The 17,630-nt window shown below is 34.5% G+C and carries 18 protein-coding genes, 1 pseudogene and 1 other annotated feature; of the genes and pseudogenes, 9 read left to right on the plus strand and 10 right to left on the minus strand.

Translation table 11 applies throughout. The annotated features are described in order from the left end of the window. Positions 1-23: 23 nt before the first annotated feature. The gene (gene brnQ3 / locus JFU23_RS22975; RefSeq protein ID WP_002140993.1) at positions 24-1,379 is read right to left on the minus strand and encodes a branched-chain amino acid transport system II carrier protein BrnQ3; all 1,356 of its coding nucleotides are present in this window, start codon (positions 1,377-1,379) and stop codon (positions 24-26) included. A gap of 57 nt (positions 1,380-1,436) precedes the next feature. Further along, positions 1,437-1,695: a binding site (T-box leader), on the minus strand. A 263-nt stretch (positions 1,696-1,958) separates the two neighbouring features. Here brnQ3 and JFU23_RS22980 point away from each other — a divergent pair. Beyond that, complete coding sequence (locus JFU23_RS22980) at positions 1,959-2,168, plus strand: hypothetical protein (protein WP_000880630.1); 210 nt, start codon at positions 1,959-1,961, stop codon at positions 2,166-2,168. A gap of 39 nt (positions 2,169-2,207) precedes the next feature. On the opposite strand, the gene JFU23_RS22985 is transcribed toward JFU23_RS22980, so the two are convergent. Then, complete coding sequence (locus JFU23_RS22985; RefSeq protein WP_201032774.1) at positions 2,208-2,984, minus strand: class I SAM-dependent methyltransferase; 777 nt, start codon at positions 2,982-2,984, stop codon at positions 2,208-2,210. 108 nt (positions 2,985-3,092) lie between these two features. Here JFU23_RS22985 and JFU23_RS22990 point away from each other — a divergent pair, with 108 nt between their 5' ends. Further along, positions 3,093-3,944: a YhfM domain-containing protein gene (locus JFU23_RS22990; RefSeq protein ID WP_201032775.1), complete on the plus strand. Its 852-nt coding sequence runs from the start codon at positions 3,093-3,095 to the stop codon at positions 3,942-3,944. A gap of 183 nt (positions 3,945-4,127) precedes the next feature. On the opposite strand, the gene JFU23_RS22995 is transcribed toward JFU23_RS22990, so the two are convergent. Continuing rightward, positions 4,128-4,325: a hypothetical protein gene (locus JFU23_RS22995; RefSeq protein WP_000776287.1), complete on the minus strand. Its 198-nt coding sequence runs from the start codon at positions 4,323-4,325 to the stop codon at positions 4,128-4,130. 152 nt (positions 4,326-4,477) lie between these two features. On the opposite strand from JFU23_RS22995, the gene JFU23_RS23000 reads away from it, so the two are divergent. The 3 genes from JFU23_RS23000 (at position 4,478) to hmpA (ending at position 7,607) form a co-directional block, all read left to right on the plus strand. After that, positions 4,478-5,575 carry a site-2 protease family protein gene (locus JFU23_RS23000; protein WP_201032776.1) on the plus strand — a complete coding sequence of 366 codons (1,098 nt, stop codon included), beginning with the start codon at positions 4,478-4,480 and terminating at the stop codon, positions 5,573-5,575. A 114-nt stretch (positions 5,576-5,689) separates the two neighbouring features. Beyond that, positions 5,690-6,208 (plus strand): hypothetical protein, encoded by a 519-nt coding sequence (locus JFU23_RS23005; protein ID WP_201032777.1) that lies wholly within the window; start codon positions 5,690-5,692, stop codon positions 6,206-6,208. 190 nt (positions 6,209-6,398) lie between these two features. Beyond that, on the plus strand, positions 6,399-7,607 hold the full coding sequence (gene hmpA, locus JFU23_RS23010) for an NO-inducible flavohemoprotein (protein ID WP_002193219.1): 1,209 nt from the start codon (positions 6,399-6,401) through the stop codon (positions 7,605-7,607). A 29-nt stretch (positions 7,608-7,636) separates the two neighbouring features. Here the strand turns inward: hmpA and JFU23_RS23015 are convergent, their stop codons facing one another. Further along, positions 7,637-8,149: a Crp/Fnr family transcriptional regulator gene (locus tag JFU23_RS23015; protein WP_002149445.1), complete on the minus strand. Its 513-nt coding sequence runs from the start codon at positions 8,147-8,149 to the stop codon at positions 7,637-7,639. A gap of 170 nt (positions 8,150-8,319) precedes the next feature. Here JFU23_RS23015 and JFU23_RS23020 point away from each other — a divergent pair, with 170 nt between their 5' ends. Next, complete coding sequence (locus JFU23_RS23020; protein WP_201032778.1) at positions 8,320-8,547, plus strand: hypothetical protein; 228 nt, start codon at positions 8,320-8,322, stop codon at positions 8,545-8,547. A gap of 293 nt (positions 8,548-8,840) precedes the next feature. On the opposite strand, the gene JFU23_RS23025 is transcribed toward JFU23_RS23020, so the two are convergent. From JFU23_RS23025 to JFU23_RS23035, 3 genes are all read right to left on the minus strand, one after another. After that, entirely contained in the window at positions 8,841-9,641 is an 801-nt protein-coding gene (locus JFU23_RS23025; protein ID WP_201032779.1) for a sulfite exporter TauE/SafE family protein, read from the minus strand. A 117-nt stretch (positions 9,642-9,758) separates the two neighbouring features. Further along, the gene (locus tag JFU23_RS23030; RefSeq protein ID WP_002030715.1) at positions 9,759-10,757 is read right to left on the minus strand and encodes an inorganic phosphate transporter; all 999 of its coding nucleotides are present in this window, start codon (positions 10,755-10,757) and stop codon (positions 9,759-9,761) included. 11 nt (positions 10,758-10,768) lie between these two features. Further along, positions 10,769-11,389 (minus strand): DUF47 domain-containing protein, encoded by a 621-nt coding sequence (locus JFU23_RS23035; RefSeq protein ID WP_000231445.1) that lies wholly within the window; start codon positions 11,387-11,389, stop codon positions 10,769-10,771. A 310-nt stretch (positions 11,390-11,699) separates the two neighbouring features. On the opposite strand from JFU23_RS23035, the gene JFU23_RS23040 reads away from it, so the two are divergent. After that, a complete protein-coding gene (locus tag JFU23_RS23040; protein ID WP_201032780.1) occupies positions 11,700-13,739 on the plus strand; it encodes a transglycosylase domain-containing protein in 2,040 nt (679 codons plus the stop codon). A gap of 178 nt (positions 13,740-13,917) precedes the next feature. On the opposite strand, the gene JFU23_RS23045 is transcribed toward JFU23_RS23040, so the two are convergent. The 3 genes and pseudogenes from JFU23_RS23045 to JFU23_RS23055 form a co-directional block, all read right to left on the minus strand. Further along, positions 13,918-14,346 (minus strand): hypothetical protein, encoded by a 429-nt coding sequence (locus tag JFU23_RS23045; protein WP_002168802.1) that lies wholly within the window; start codon positions 14,344-14,346, stop codon positions 13,918-13,920. Between the two features lie 219 nt (positions 14,347-14,565). Further along, a pseudogene (locus tag JFU23_RS23050) lies at positions 14,566-15,006 on the minus strand (Gly-Xaa-Xaa repeat protein); the annotation flags it as partial. Further along, positions 15,006-16,271, minus strand: a complete 1,266-nt coding sequence (locus JFU23_RS23055; protein ID WP_201032781.1) for an ATP-binding protein — start codon at positions 16,269-16,271, stop codon at positions 15,006-15,008. The gene JFU23_RS23055 and the pseudogene JFU23_RS23050, both read right to left, overlap by 1 nt. A gap of 160 nt (positions 16,272-16,431) precedes the next feature. Between JFU23_RS23055 and JFU23_RS23060 the strand changes: the two genes are divergently transcribed. After that, positions 16,432-17,277: a DUF72 domain-containing protein gene (locus JFU23_RS23060; RefSeq protein WP_201032782.1), complete on the plus strand. Its 846-nt coding sequence runs from the start codon at positions 16,432-16,434 to the stop codon at positions 17,275-17,277. A 149-nt stretch (positions 17,278-17,426) separates the two neighbouring features. Next, a complete protein-coding gene (locus JFU23_RS30275; RefSeq protein ID WP_003188136.1) occupies positions 17,427-17,564 on the plus strand; it encodes a hypothetical protein in 138 nt (45 codons plus the stop codon). Positions 17,565-17,630: the final 66 nt, after the last annotated feature.

Here is a 17,630-nt window from a genome sequence, read left to right on the forward strand (position 1 = left end):
AAACTCCCGAAATGGGAGTTTTTTTATGATACTTTCGATTCAGGTGAATGATCCGTTAATGGTACTGCTTTGGCGCCACTTAATTTTGCGATAGCAAAACCGATAATAGCCCCAACTAATGCTGGTACTAACCAGCCAATTCCTTCATTATATAATGGAATAAACTCAAAATAAGATGTGATAAATGAAACAGGAATATTCCCTTGTTTTAATCCGTCAAAAACGCTAACAACTGCTGTTCCGATTAAAGCACATACATAAACAGATCGATAGCCACCGAAATATTTATGAAGTAATGATAATAACACGAGTACAATTGCAACTGGATATACAACAAGTAAAATAGGAACAGAGATGGCGATAATTTTTGTTAAACCTAAGTTGGCAACTAATAATCCTAACAAGCAAATGACACTTGCTAACATTTTGTATGAAAATTTTGTCAATAATGTTGAGAAGTATTGACTGCACGCAGATACAAGTCCAACGCATGTTGTTAAGCAAGCAAGTGTAACGATAAGAGATAATAGAATTAGACCATATGGACCGAATAATTGTTGTACGATAACGGTAAGTAGCTGTCCTCCATTTTTTGCGTATCCGAGAGAGACACTAGTTGTACCGAGCCAGCCAAGTGCACCATATACAAGTACGAGACCAGTAGCGGCAATAAGTCCTGCTTTTGCTGTAGCGATGGCAATTGATTTACGATCACTCACACCTTTTGAGCGAATTGCATTTACAACGATAATCCCAAATGCAAGTGCTGAAATGGTATCCATCGTTAAGTATCCTTCCATAAAACCTTTGAAAATTGGAGAAGTTTGATACTCTTGCATGGCTGGTCCAGATTGCCCAAGTGGTGTAAATACACTCTTAACGAATAATAAAAAAATAGAGAGTAATAAAATAGGTGTTAATACACTTCCGATACGATCGACGAGCTTAGAAGGGTTTAAACTAAGCCAAAATACGATAGAAAAGAAGATGACTGTGTATAAAAATAGCACTAGGCTGCTAGAGCGAATAGTTTCTGGTAAGAAAGAACTAACCCCCATTTCATAAGCGACATTAGCAACACGTGGGATGCCCATAGATGGACCGATTGCAATGTATACAACTACCGTAAAGAATATTCCGAATAATGGGTGAACATGACTTGCAAGTTGTTGCATTCCATTTCCTGATAGAGAAATAGCGATAACAGTAAGTAGTGGTAAGCCGACTCCTGTTAGTAAAAAACCAATCATTGCTGGCCAAAAGTTTTCACCAGCATTTTGTCCAAGCATTGGAGGGAAAATTAAATTTCCTGCCCCAAAAAATAAAGAAAATAGCATAAGGCCTGTGAAAAAAACATGTTTTTTTGATACAGTGTTCATTGTTTTTCCTCCTTTTTTGTAAATTCATTGTAAGAACACAAAAAACTCGTCCCTAAAGAAAGGGACGAGTTATATTTACCCGCGATACCACCCTAATTTATACATGTAGAAATAAATCTATATGTATACGGCTTTGCAACGTACAACATGATACGTGTTCCTTGTAACGGGGGACATCCGGTAAGAACTTACTTTAGCATTCGGTTCTACTTCTCGGAGATGATTTTCGGTTAAGCACTGAACGTTGGCTTTCAGCAAATCGCCAACTCTCTGGGGAACAGTCCTATAACGTACTCGTTCTCGTCAATGAATTTTAATTCAAGTATTCTGACAGTATTTTTCACACGTTTTTTTTAGAAAGTCAACATATTTTTTGGGAAATACACTTTCCTGTAGAAATATAGCTGAGAATATAAGGGTTAATACTATTTGTAAAAATGCTGTAAAACATTATAGAGAATTGTAAAGTTTATGGAGAAAATCGATATTTATAGGAGTAAGGAAGGAATTGTTTGAATTTGCAGAGAATAATACAACAATCCACTTGCTGGAAAGAACAAACCAAAAGAGGTGACTGAAATGCTTGCGATGGGAGTATTATTTGGCATTATTGCTATAATTGGTTTTATGTGGTTATATTATTCGCGTTCGTTTAAACAAGCAGAAGTTTTACTCTTTCAAAAAGGTAGTTTGTTGACAAATCAGTCTAGATATTTAGTATGTCCGAAGTGTGGAAGTGCACAGGCCAGGAGTGGAGGATATCAAGAGTGTTGCAAAATTAGATTATGAAAGAAGGAAGCCTCACATTACTTTGTGAGGCTTCCTTCCTTACAATTTTTTTGCGCTCCAAATTGTCCAACGATCTCTTTCGATGATAGGAGAGACGTTTTGTAATGCCGTTTGGATATGATGTAGAAGTTGAGAAAGTTCATTATCTGTTAGTTCATATAGAATGGATCGGCCTGTTCGAGGAGATAAATCTTGTAGCAAAGCCTCTACAGAATCATGTACTTTTCGTACTTCCCATTGTGTTTGTATGGGGAACGCTTGAAGAGAATATTGTTGTAATTCTTGCTGAATAGTAGTGGTTTTTGGTCTTCTTTTCGCTTCTGTTTCAATGAGTTTTGGAAAGACAGAGAAAAAATATCCACGAAGGTGTTCAGGACTTCCTGGGATTATACAATCTTCAATGGTCCGGTCTTGTAAAATAAGTATACCGTCTTTTTTTAATATGCGAGAAGCCTCTCGTATAAATGTGGGAATATCATGCAAATGATGAATGACTGCACGAGAAATGACAAGGTCGAATGTTTCATTAGGGAATGAGATATTATGTGCATCACCGTGAATGAATGAAATGTTTGGGAAGTCGTTACAATTTTCTTTTGCAGCTTGTAATATTTCTTTTGAAAAATCAAGCCCAACAACACTTTTGGCTCCCATAAGAGCAAGTTCTTTCGTGTAAATGCCGCCACCACAACCTATATCAATTACTTGTTTATTTTGCACATCTACAATATTGTTTATTGTTTCCTGCCATGAAATATGTGCGTTACGATTTGCATACGTATACTTATTATTTGCATCATGAAAATTAATGGACATTGTAAAATCCTCCCTTCAGTTTATAGTATAGCTCATTCTATATAATGTAACGTTTTTGTTTTATGCATGAGGATTATAAGAATTTCTTATTGGAAAAGGAGAATCGATTTGAAAGGGAAATATTTAATATTTTTATGTGTTATTTTACTCGCGTCGTGTGGTCAATCCGAGCAAAAGAAAGAACCGAAACAAGTAGAGGAGACAGTGAATGAAATGAGAGAACCATTACAAGTAACTGTTATGCAAAAAGGTAAAGAAGAAAAAAATTTAAAGAAAATGGATGCGGAGTTGGTGGTGGATATTATAAACAAAGCGGAAAAACAAGAAGTAACGGGTAGTTTTGGTGAACCGGAATATGAAATACAAATTAGTAGTGATGGAAAAAAAGAAACATATTATGCATGGTTAAGAGGAGAAGATCGCCGAGGATGGATTCAATATAAGAAAGATATGTATATGCTTAACGAAAAAGATACGGAAAAGCTTTTGGCTATCTTTCCAAAGATTCCAGAACAAAAAGAAGATGAGATGCAGGTAGGCACTTTAACGGAAGTAACAAAAAAAGACATGCAGATTACTGCGTTTCATATTAAAGCTGGTGATCAAAAAATGAATTATACAGTACGTTATACGATTTCACAATCACTATATAATAAGTTAGCAAAGGAACAAGAATATTATTTGCAATTAATTTTCCCGGAAAAGGTCCAAAAATTAATTGGCGCAAAAGAGAGTGAAATAATTTCAGCTGAAAAAGTAAAGGAAGGGTATAAACAGTATGAGTTGAATGTTACTGTTCCGATAAAAGATGCTTCAGAATCACAATTAAAATCACTAGAAACCTATTATGATAATCACGATTTACAAATATTAAATAGTAAGAAAGAAAAAGTAGGAGCATTTCAAAACATTATTCAAATTGTTAAAGAGTATGGTGAAAAAATGAATTTACAAAGATAAAGTGAAATTTTAATCAGGGGGGGCATCCCCCGCTGATTATTAGCACGACTCCTACCTAAATTCTTTGCTCCAGCCGAATTTTGAGGTGGGATTCTTACTGTCCGTAAATAGCGGGCAGTAAGAATCATAAAGTCTATATGGCCTTTCCTAGGAAATGATAATAGAGGGGAAAGATCCCCTCTATTATTTTGCTTTTGCAGATGGCTCATTCATTGATTTTCGTGTAATTAGAAAGGAAATCATAAGAGCAGAAAGAATAATAAGGGCTATAAATAAGTGATTTGGCAACCAATCTAATAATAATACGTAGCTGACGGTATAAAAAATAAGAGTTGAAGCTAAAAACGATAGAGCGCCTATCATAAGAGATTGTAATTTCATTTGTATTTACCTCCTTTTATTTTTATTTTTGGCTAAAAATGGATGGAATAAACATTATTTCTAACAATAGAAAAAAATATGTCATAATAGAGAAAAAGAATAAGTTTTGATGAGTGTATATGGCTCAATAAAGCGAGATAAAGGAGAGGAATATGAAAAATAATAAAAAAGGATTATGGGGAGTTATCGTTGCAATAGGGTTATTTTTACTATCTAAGTTAAAATGGATATTTGCAATTTTTAAGTTAGCAAAATTTTCAACAGTATTTAGTATGTTTTTATCGCTTGGTGCATACGCAGTCATATATGGTTGGAAGTTTGGGGTAGCACTCGTATATTTATTGTTTGTACATGAGATGGGGCATTTATGGGCAGCGAGAAAGAAAGGGATACCAACATCGCCAGCAATCTTCATACCATTTATGGGAGCTCTTATTGGGATGAAAGAGATGCCGAAAAATGCAAAAGATGAAGCTTACATTGCATATATGGGACCTCTTTTCGGATTGCTTTCATTTTTACCCGCGATCCCACTGTATATAATCACGAAAGAGCCGTTTTGGGCGCTTATTATTTTACTTGGAAGTATGATTAATTTCTTTAACTTAATTCCAGTTTCTCCATTAGATGGTGGACGAATAATTTCAGTTGTAAGCACGAAAATTTGGGGAGCAGGGCTAGTTTTACTACTCGGCTATTCTATTTACTTCAAGAGTATTTTAGGAGGATTTATTTTTATTATCGGCTGTATGGAACTATATAGAGTAATAAAGAGAGATGAGCCGATTAAGGAATTAGGATATAAAATCGATGGAATGAAAGAATATGTTGCTAGGCTTGAAGAGGAATTAAAAGAAACTGGTGCGGTGCATCGAACGATTTATATGATTCACCATGAAATGAATGTATTAAGACAAAGAGAACGTGAAAAAGAATTAAAAACAGGAGAACTTCAAAAGATTGAAGTGCTAGAGTACCTTTTACCAAAATTTGAGCCACTTAATTATGTCCCATATGAAGATGAAAAAGAAATGCATACAATTCATATAAGAGAAGCATTTGAAATGTCAGAAAGAAAATTAAATGAATGGGAAACAGAAAAGGAACAACAAGAAAATTATTATAAAGTCGATACGAAAACGAAATGGACAGTATTTGCTTGTTATATCGGATTAATGGCTATACTCGGTTATACAGCTTATGAAGGTTATGTTGTTTTACAAGAGCATTTACCAAGGAGAAGTTTGTAGAAAAATAGTGTCGAAATGAAAAGGAGGATTTAAACAGGAATTACATTTCTACGAGAGAATGTTACAAGTGTAACAGTATATTGTAATATTCATAGTAGAAAAGGGGTTCTGTATATGAAGAAATTGTTAAGTGTATTGGTAACTATTACTGTGATGGCAATAGCGAGCTATAGTCTTATGAAAGTACTATTATATTATGCGAATAAGTCTGCTGGAGTAAATACAGTAGCACAAATAGAAGAGGTGCAAGAGAAGAAGAAGACACTCGATTTTGTTCGTACGACACATGAAAGTTATAATGATTTCTTGAATTATGGCAAGGCAGAGAAATATACAGATGGGGATTGGAAACATTTTAAACAATGGTTTCAAGAGCAAGAAGCTTCTTTAAAAAATATACATAAAGAAATAAAAAATGAAAAAATAAAACGCGATGTGAATAGAAGTTATGAAATTGTAAAAAAAGGTGTGGAGCTTCAGAATATGGAGTATGTAATCTATGCTCATCGCGTATATCATGACTTGGATATACTTGTAAATAAATATAAAGGTGAGACGAATGTATGGGGGTATACCGAGTTTGGAGATGGGCAGCATATACAAGTAATTGAACAAGCAATACAAACGAAGTAGTAGGCTAGCTAGAATTCTAGTTAGCTTTTTTTGAGCATAATTAATGAGGGCTAATTAAAATTTACTTAATATGTGCATTGTTCATATATTTTTCACAAAAACACCATGTTAATAGTGATTAAAATCACAATATGAATTATACAATTCAGTTAAACTAAAAACAGTTAAGGAAATAGAGGAGTGGGATACAATGTTAAGTGCAAAAACAATTGAAATCGTAAAGTCAACAGTACCGTTATTACAAGAAAAAGGCGTTGAGATTACAACGAGATTTTATCAAATTTTATTTTCGGAACATCCGGAGTTATTGAATATTTTCAACCATACGAACCAGAAAAAAGGAAGACAACAACAAGCATTAGCAAATGCTGTTTATGCAGCTGCAATGTACATTGATAATTTAGAAGCTATTATTCCAGTTGTAAAACAAATTGGTCATAAGCATAGAAGTTTAGGTATTAAAGCAGAGCATTATCCAATAGTAGGTACATGCTTACTACGAGCGATTAAAGAGGTTGCAGGCGCACCTGATGAAGTTTTAAATGCATGGGGAGAAGCGTATGGCGTCATTGCTGATGCATTCATTAGCATTGAAGCGGGTATGTATGAAGAAGCTGCACATAAAGAAGGTGGATGGAAAGATTTCCGCAACTTTGTGATTGTTAAAAAAGTGAAGGAAAGCGACGTTGTTACATCATTTTATTTAAAACCTGAAGATGGCGGGAAAGTTTCTTCATTCATCCCAGGACAATATGTAACGATTCAAATAAATATTAAAGGTGAGACATATACACATAATCGTCAATATAGCTTGTCTGATGCTCCAGGAAAAGAATATTATCGTATTAGTGTAAAGAAAGAAAAAGGTGTAGATACACCAGATGGTAAAGTATCTAATTACTTACATGATCATGTAGGGGAAGGGGATGTCTTACCAGTAAGTGCACCAGCGGGAGATTTCGTATTAAATATGGAGTCAACATTACCTGTTGTACTAATTAGTGGTGGAGTAGGTATTACACCGATGATGAGTATGTTAAATACGTTAATTGAACAAGAATCAAAGCGTAATGTATGCTTTGTTCATGCGGCGATAAATAGTAATACACATGCGATGAAAGAGCATGTTGAGACAGTAGAAAAAGAGTATGAACAAGTTAAAGCATATACTTGCTATTCTTCACCGACAGAGCAAGATGTGGAAATGAAGAATTTTGATCAAGAAGGATTCATTGAACGTGAATGGTTACAAACTATTATTCCAACAACTGAAGCAGAATTTTATTTTTGCGGTCCAGTACCATTTATGAAGCATATAAATGCTGCATTAATTGATTTGGGTGTTAAACAAGAGAACATTCATTATGAATTTTTCGGTCCCGCAGCAAGCTTACAATAGATTAATGTTGCCAAGCAAAAAACGAGGTATTATTTTACCTCGTTTTTTGCTTGTTCTCTTAATAAGCGATTAACTGTTTCGCGGCGTACACCTATGAGCTGACCAATTTCAGTTTGTGTTAATATTTCATAAATAGGGATGTCACCTAAATATAAGGTGAACCACTCTTGTAAACGATGAAGGCGCTCTTTAGGAGAGACAGTTGTCAATTGATCGATACGCTGTTGCATCATTCTTAACTTCGATTGTAATTGTATAGCGATATTTTCATATGATGCAGGATTTGCCTGAAGTTTGTCGTACCATTCATTGCTAATTATAGGCTCCACTTCTGTTTTCATTAAAGCAATAGCTGTACCGTGATATTCCTTCGGTGAAATTAAAGAATGGTGAGGTATCGTTTCACCAGGAACGATAATATTAAATAAAAATGGTGTTCCGTCTTCTTCTAACCGAATAACTTTTAATAAACCTGTTTTTATAAAATATAATGGACCGTCCTCACCTTGACGGAATAATACATCTCCCTTATGTAGAATCAATGTTAGCCCCCCATTAAAACATTTCTATTTCTTATATTTTAGCGTATATGTATAAAGACAATATGCTTTTTAAACAGCAATTTCATTGACGAAATGTATGCTATTACAGTAGTATACTATTTAGTGTGTAATAGTACTAGCAATGAATACGCTGTAGGGGGTTTAGTATATTGTTAGATGCGATGAAGATGACGGATATGAGAATTCCGGCGAATGCTATCATTCATGTAGAAGAGATGAAAGGTGGAGTCGTTTTATCCGTTGAAATAGACGGCCAAATTATTTATACGATGGCTTATGATGAAGAAACAGATAGTTATGCTGAATTATATGATCGAAGCGATAAGAGGGCGTGCCAGGTACATGAAGACTTTATGGGATGGTCACTTCTTCACTAAAAAGATGTCAATATGACATCTTTTTTTATTGAATCGATAGATTATACAAAGAAATGAAATATAAGGATAAAATTTGTAATAAATGATTTTGCATTGTTAGCGCTTTGTAACTGTAAGATAACTGTTTTTTCGCTATCATAAAGATAACAGTCATAGCTATAGGAGTGATCAACTTGAAGAAATTACATATTTCAAATTTTATGCTATTAAGTGTTTGTTTAGTTTTATTTGTTCTCCTAGGAGCCTTTTTATATTCATGTGTATAAGAAAAAACGCATTCTAGAAAGAACGCGTTATAAAAATGAAGTAATGATTAATCTAGTTCCAAGAATAATTAATGTGATACGTAATAAATTAATTACTGCATTACCGCTTAATTTTGTGTTAATATAAGCCCCGATTTTTCCGCCAATCCATGCACCAGGAATAAGAATTAATGCATAAGCCCAGCTGACATTTCCTAGAGAGATGTGAGTTAAAGAACTTACAATTGCTGAGAGAAATACGATAAACATTGAAGTTGCTACAGCAATGTGTGCTGGGAACGCAAAAAGGAGCATCATCACTGGCACAAGTAAGGCACCACCACCAATTCCAAATAATCCGGATATAAATCCAACTATAAAGGCAATAAAGATAGCGAGAAATGGTGGGAATTGATAGTCTACAGTATTTCCTTCGTTATCTGTAAAAGATCGCTTAATTACAGTCATATTTGATAGGGAAAGAGGTTTCAATTTGTCTCGTAGTATAAGAAGAATGGAGACGAATATAAGAAAAATCCCAAAGTATAAAGAAAATGTATCTTGGTTTAAAAATTTGTTTGCCCATGATCCGATAATACCACCAGGGCCACTCCCGATAAATAAAATAAGTCCACTTTTATAATCTACCCGTTTATGTTTCATATAAGTAAGGGTAGAAGCCAGCCCTGTAAAAACGACTGTTACCATAGAAGTTCCTACTGCGAGTTGTGGTGATAAACTGTGTAATCCAATTAATAACGGAACGATAATAATTCCGCCTCCAAGTCCGACTAGGCTCCCGACTGTCCCGGCGATTAATCCGATGAAAAGTAACATGATGTATTCCAAAATTGCCAACTCCTCTATATAACTTATCCATCAATCATTATACACGCTTTTTAATAAGAAATAGGCTTGTTCACAAAAAAGTCGTCTTCCTAGAAAAATAAGGAAGACGACTTTTGATTAAAAGATTAAGTGTAATAAGTAGTAAAATAATGCAGCTAAAGAAGCTGAAATAGGAAGTGTAATAACCCATGTAATTAACATGCGTTTTGCAGTTCCCCATTTTACACCTTTCACGCGATGTGAAGCACCAACTCCTAAAATAGAAGAAGAGATAACGTGCGTCGTACTAACCGGTAAGTGAATAAATGTTGCGCCGAAAATAACAAGTGATGATGATAAATCGGCAGCTACACCATTTACAGGACGAATTTTCATAATTTGTCCACCGACAGTTTTAATAATTTTCCAACCACCGACAGAAGTACCAAGACCCATTGCGATTGCACAAGATAATTGTACCCAGAAAGGGATATCGCCAGAAGTATGATAGTTATTGGCCATAAGAGCCATCGTAATGATTCCCATTGCTTTTTGTGCATCATTTGTACCGTGCGTATAAGCTTGCAATGCAGCGGTGAAAATCTGGAATATACGGAAGTTCTTGTTCGTTTTCGTTAAGTTAAAGTTTTTAAATACCACTTTAAAAATACTATATACGATGTAACCAATAACAAAAGCGATGATCGGTGAAATGATTAAAGCTTCAAGAATTTTTATAAACCCTTTATAGTTTAATGCGCTAATACCAGCAGCAGCAATTGCTGCACCAGCGATTGCGCCAATGATTGCATGCGAAGAACTACTTGGAATGCCATAGTACCAAGTGATCAAATTCCAGACTATTGCCGCAAGCAAAGCAGCTAAAATTACAAGAGAACCATTTTGCAAAGCAAACGGGTCAACAATATCTTTTGTAATCGTTTTTGCTACACCTGTAAATGTCATCGCACCTAAAAAGTTCATAATAGCTGCCATAACAATTGCATGTCTAGGCTTTAGAGCTTTCGTTGAAACAGCCGTTGCAATAGCGTTTGCTGTATCGTGAAATCCATTGATAAAGTCAAAAGCTAAAGCGCAAATGACTACTAAAACGGTCAGTATCAAGAGTGTATCCATGATCAAACTCCTTACGCGTTCTTCATAATGATTGTTTCTAATACGTTTGCAACGCTTTGACAGCTATCAGCTACTTCTTCAAGCTCTTCGTAAATCTCTTTAAATTGAATAATCTTAATCGGATCTTTCTCACGAGAGAATAAGTGCTTAATCGCATGACGGCGAATATCATCACATTGTGACTCGTAATCCTTAATCTTGATCGCATTTGTACGAATATCGACTAATTTCTTTTTAGAAAGTAGTTCAACAGAATTTGCAATCTCAATCGCACATTGATTAATTGCTTCAACGAATTTAATCATGTATTCATCAGCTTCTGTAATAGAATACATTTCGAATAGACCAGCACTGTGATCTAATCCGTCTAATACATCATCCATACTCATTGCAAGTTGTAGGATGTCTTCACGTTCAATAGGAGTAATAAACGCTTTGTTTAGCTCCATAATGATTTCGTGAATGAATGAGTCACCTTTTGACTCATACTCTTTCATGCGCATAGAAAACTCTTTTAAATCGCTAGCATTTTTAATTTTATACTCCACGAAAAACTGCGCGCCTTCTTTTAAATTTTCGGAAACGTTCATAAGCATTTCAGAAAATTTATCTTTTTTTGATTTAAAGACCATTATTGTTACCCCCACAAAAGTAATATATGTAAAATATATTGGCTAATCAATTCTAACAAAAAACTGTCGTTTTTTAAAACATTTTATCGAAAAGTTTACAAAAACTTAACAAAACTCTCATTGTTGTATTAATAATATTAATACTCAACAATGAATATCTTACTTGTAGAATGTCCTTTTCTTGCAAAAAGTATGAATGTGAAAGAAAAGCTTTACACTATAGGAACGACTACGTTATTATAATAAATTTAAAAGGAGGTATATTCTTCCTTTTAAAAAAAGAGTGTAAACAAATGAAGGAAGTGAACCAATGAAATTGAAGAACACTCACTTTAAAAAAACGCTTGAGTGGTTCAATAAGAGGAAGAAACTACGCAATTCATTAATTGTATTGGGAAGTTTACTTGCTACTCTATTTATTGTTGTAAATATAATAATTTCCATTCAAGATATATCTGAATTAAAACAAGCTGTTCCACAACCGACTTTAATTTATGATGCAAATAATGAAGTTGCGACTAAATTAGCTTCTTCTAAAACAGAAGGGGTCAAAAGGAAAGATATTCCTGATATTATGGTTCAAGCAATTGTTGCAGTAGAAGATAAGGAATTTTTTAGTCATCATGGTATTTACTATAGTGGAATTATAAGTGCTGTATTTAAGAACATTACAGCCGGTGAAGTTGTGGCAGGTGGTAGTACAATTACACAACAACTTGCGAAAAATGTATTTTTAACGCAAGACCGTACATTCTCGCGTAAAATAAAGGAATACTTTCTAACGAAAAAAATAGAACGTACTTATACGAAAGATGACATTGTTGAAATGTATATGAATCAAATTTATTTTGGTGAAGGTGCTTGGGGGATAAAAAGAGCAGCTAAATCTTATTTTGATAAAGAAGTAAAAGACTTAACGATTTCAGAAGCTGCAACGATTGCAGGATTAATTAAAGCGCCATCTGCGTATTCGCCGTATAAAAACTTTAATAAATCAATTGAAAGACGTAATGTCGTATTAGGTTTAATGAAGGAGCAAGGATATATTTCTGAAGAACAATATAATCAGGAGAAAGAATCAGGTCTTGTATTACGACGTGGTGTTGACGATAAATATAAGGGGAAATATTCTCAATACGTAGATTATATTGTTAGAGAAGCGATGGACAAGTATGAATTAACACAAAATGAAATTTTAGCAGGTGGCTATCGTATTTATACGGAACTTGACTCGAAAAAACAACAAGCGGTTGAAGATGTTGTGAATAATGATAGTTATTTTAAAGATAGTGGCTCAGATCAGCTTATGCAAACTGGAGTGGTCCTTATGAATCCAAAAACTGGCGGTGTTCCGGCTTTAGTTGGAGGCAGAGGTCCTTATCAATTTTTACAGTTTAATCATGCAACACAATTAAAAAGACAGCCAGGTTCAACGTTAAAGCCTCTTGCAGTGTATGTACCAGCGTTAGAACAAGGATATGAAGTATACGATGTCTTAAAAGATGAACCGTTTAATATTAAAGAATATGCACCACAAAATAGTGATCATACGTTCCATGGTAATGTGACGATGTATGAAGCGGTGGCAAAGTCATATAATGTTTCAGCAGTTTGGCTATTAGAGAAAATTGGATTAGATAAAGGATTGAAATCTTTAGAGCGGTTTGGTATTCCATTAGAGCCTGAAGACCATACGTATCCAATTGCTTTAGGAGGTATGCATGTAGGGACTTCACCATTTGTAATGGCTCAAGCGTATAGCGCACTTGCAAATGATGGTGTCCAAGTAGAAGCTCATGCCATTAGAGAAATCCAAAATGCTGAAGGGAAAACAATTGGAAAATGGTATAAGAAAGAAACTCGTGTGACGAACGAGAAAGTTGCCCAAAAGATGACATACTTATTAAAAGGTGTTATTGAAAGGGGAACAGGTGAAAAAGCGAAAGTTAATAATATCGATACCGCAGGCAAGACAGGGACTACCCAGCTTGTAAATGGACCAAGCACTGGTGCGAAGGATTCGTGGTTTGTTGGATACACACCGGATTTAGTAGGTGCAATTTGGGTAGGGTATGATAAAACGGATAGTGAGCATTATGTGCCAGGAGGCAGCCAAATTACAACGACAATGTTCCGGGATATTATGAAGAAAGCGAATGGAAATCCAACTCAAAAGGCATTTCAGTTATCATTAATACCTGAGGCGGATTATACAAAACAATTAAAAACGATTGAGGAAGAAAAACGAAGGAAAGAAGAAGAGAAAAAACGAAAAGAAGAGGAACAACAAAGAAAAGAACAGCAAAATGAATGGATAGATAAAGTGAAAGAGTGGATTCCATTTTGGTAAAAAAAGAGGCGAATAACGAGTTCGCCTCTTTTTTATGAGAAATGAGCGGTTTTATCTCGGTTCAAAATGTGGCAACAGAAAAGAAGTTAGGTGAGAATCGAGCTGCCTATAAAAATTTGATGGGTTTAACTTAATAATCCGTGGGGATGGGAAAAGCGCCACGGATTAAAGCTTCAGTTTATTTATTTAGCGTAACATTGGTCCTACCGAAGGATTGAGAATCATACGTGACGGTTATTATTCCTTTACTAATAGGTTCATATGGCAATTCCTCTTCGAAATTTCCAGTATTTTCATTATGGATAGAGAGTGTTATTTCATCAACGTCTTTATTTTTATATTGATCTTTAATCGTTTCAGCGATTTGAAGTAGGTTTTCATAACTAGAAGCTTCTGTAATAAGCATTCCTTTTATAACTTTTTTTTCATTTTGTGTGGAAGAGGAATACGGGATGTTGTTTTGTTTTGTATACAGAAGTTCGTATGGAATTGTTTTTCTTTCTGCTTTTGAAACATTTGAATAGTTTAGAGTTAAAAGAAACCCTATACATAAAATTATGCATACCATAAGAACAAACCAAAAACGTGTCAGTGATATAATTCGCATTGTCATCCCTCTTTCATGTCTTTGTCTTCACTATTCATCATACAAAAAGAGGATTAAGCTAGAGTAAATTTGAAGTAAAGAAACGTAAAGAAGGAGCACTTATCCTCCAAAATAAGTGCTCCTTTTTATTAAAAGAAAGATTTAACATACAATCAAAATAATACAAATTACTATAAATCAAACATTCTTGGTCGTTCGAAAATAAAATGAAAACTAAAATTAGTAAATTCGGAAGACTGATAGTGTAGCTGTTGTGTCACCAGTGTTAGGGATGGAAATAGTATTTACTGTAGGTTGTACAGAGATTGTTGTACCAGCTGTTAAAGTAACAATTGTGGAGAAAGAAACCGCACTACCGATAACGTTAGTTGAAAAATTACGAGTAGGTGATTGACCGTTGAATGAAATACCGAATCCAAATGGTGAAGAACCCGGGAAGGTTGTAGATGCTGAGAAACTAATATCGTATACTCCTGTTTCTAAAATAGTTAAAGTATCTGAAGTGTCATTAAAAATGAGATTATTTAGTTCGAAAACTTGATTAAATTGGATATTCGTTCCAGGTGATATAGTTTGTGGATTAGAATTTCCTATTGCTGCTATAGTTACAGGGAGTGGTGTGCCCGACGGTCCAGTAGCGCCAGTAGCACCAGCCGGACCTAATGATTAATTCGTTCATAGTTCGCTTTAGGTAAAATTGGAATAGAAATAGTGAAAGTTGTACCGTTTTGATTACTAGACATTTTTAATGTACCGTTATGATTTTGAATAATTTTCTTCGTTACTGACAAGCCCAGTCCTGTTCCTGAATCTTTTGTTGAGAAGAATGGATCAAAGATATATTCTTGAATAGCTGGAGGAACCCCAGTTCCGTTATCTGTGAAAGTAATCCGAACAAAGTTATCTAGGCGATAACTAGAGATTTGAATGGAAAGAGGTCTTCCGCCTCGAGCATCGATAGCATTTTGAAATAAATTTAAAAAAACTTGCACAAGTTCATGACGATCGATATTGACAAGTACACCATCTAATTCCGTAGAAAATTCATAGTCAATAGAAATGTTGTGTAAAAAAACTTCACTAGCAAGTAGTTGTTGAATATATTCGCGTAAAAACGTATTGATGGGAAAAGGTTCTCTAGTAAATTCACGCGTTTTTGAAATGGCTAAAAATTTTGTGATAATACTATTTGCACGATCTAGTTCAGGAATGAGTAGACTTTTAAACAATTCTTTATTGGATGGAGAAACGTTATCTTGTAGAAATTGCAAGTATCCACGTACCGTTGTAAGGGGATTTCGTACTTCATGAGCAATCCCAGCTGCGATTCGTCCTGCTAATGAAAATTTTTCTGCATCACGTTCTGTGTTTAAATAATGGAAGACACTAATAACTCTAAAAATCTCTCCGTTATAATCCCGAATAATTCGATTGTTTAAAATACCATAGTTTTTGTCTAACACTTCTTCATTATATATTTCTGTTCCTGTTCTTAATGTTTCAATCGCTTTAATTTGTTCTTCTGGCAAGTTTAGTAATTGTTGAATTGGCTTTCCAATTATATCATTTCGTACTACACCAAAATCATCTGCTGCAGCTTGATTACATAAAGTTATATTTCCTTTACTATCAACAAAGGTGACATGATGTGAAAAAGCATCAAAAATATGAACAAAGTATGTTTCAAGTTGTTCAAATAAAAATAATGAATCGCAAGTAAGTTGAAAATCAGCCTTTTTATTCTCTTTTTGTATGTTTTGAATGGAATGAGTCGTTCTCGTTTTCTTTATTTGTAAACCAATATGTGGATTCTTGTATGTGAAATGATGTGGTAATTGATTCACAAGCTCTTCATATAACCGCACTTTATTTTCTAGTTCTTCTATTCGTTTTTCATGAGATACAATATCATCGTTTGGAAGCATAAATAAATAACCCCTCAATTTAAAAATTCTTCCATTTAGTATATCATATTTTTATACGGATACTCTTAAAGAAGGGGCTACTTAATGAAATTGATTAGCTGAAATGTCCGGGAAGTGAGTAGAATGGATAGAAGGTGAAGTTAAAAAGGGAGGGATATATTTGCTTTTCATTGGAGTGACAGGGTGGGGAGATCATGATTCTTTATATATAAATCCCTATGAAAATAGAAATAAATTGCGAACTTATAGTGAACATTTTCCCATTGTGGAAGTAGATAGTTCATTTTATGCGATACAACCTGCGCGGAATTATACAAAATGGGCGATGGAAACGCCGAAAGATTTTTCTTTTATAGTAAAAGCCTATCAAGGAATGACAGGACATATGAAAGGGGAAATCCCTTTTTCTACGTTCGATGAGATGTTTGATGTGTATAAACAATCCATTCTTCCTTTAATAGAAGCAAATAAATTAAAAATGATTTTATTTCAATATCCACCATGGTTTGATTGTAAAGTGAAAAATGTAGATTTACTTCGATACACGAAAGAAAAAATGGAAGATTTACCATGTGCAATAGAATTTCGAAATCAAACATGGTTTTATCCAGAAATGAGAGATAAGACGTTACAGTTTTTAGAAAAAGAAAACTGGATTCATACAATTTGCGATGAGCCTCAGGCTGGAATAGGATCAGTACCGCTTATATTAGAGGCAACAAACTCGGACATGGCGTTAATACGTTTTCATGGCCGAAATGTTCATGGTTGGCTGGATAAAGGAGAAAATTGGAGAGCGGTTCGCTGTTTATATCGTTATAATAGTAAAGAATTGGCGGAATGGGTAGACCGATTAGAGCGATTGAAAAAGAAGACGAAGGATATATTTGTATTGTTTAATAATAATTCGGGCGGAGATGCAGCGGATAATGCGAAACAGCTTATGAAAATGATGAACATTACATATGGTGAGCCGAAGCCTGAGCAATTAAATTTGTTTGAATGATGATAAACAAGAAAGGCACTGTACAAACAGGGGGAATGTACAGTGCCTTTCTATATGAAAAAGAGGGGTAACAATGTTACTGAGCGTTTGGTTGATTCATCAATTGTTGGCTTCATAATAAATGATAATGGTTATCATTATCATTGTCAATGGTTTTTCGGAAAATAAGTAAAAAACTTTTTATCCCGCTATTTGCGGCAGTAAAACTCCTACCTCAAAATTCGGCTGGAGCAAAGAAGTTAGGTGGGAGCCCTGCTGCCCGTAAACGCCCGATTGGTGAAGGCTAATAATCAGTGGGGGATGAACAAAACCCCCACTGATTAAAGTTTCACTTTATATTTTAAATAGTAATA

Origin of the sequence: Bacillus sp. TH50 (assembly GCF_016650565.1) — a bacterium.
Classification (GTDB): Bacteria; Bacillota; Bacilli; order Bacillales; family Bacillaceae_G; genus Bacillus_A; species Bacillus_A mycoides.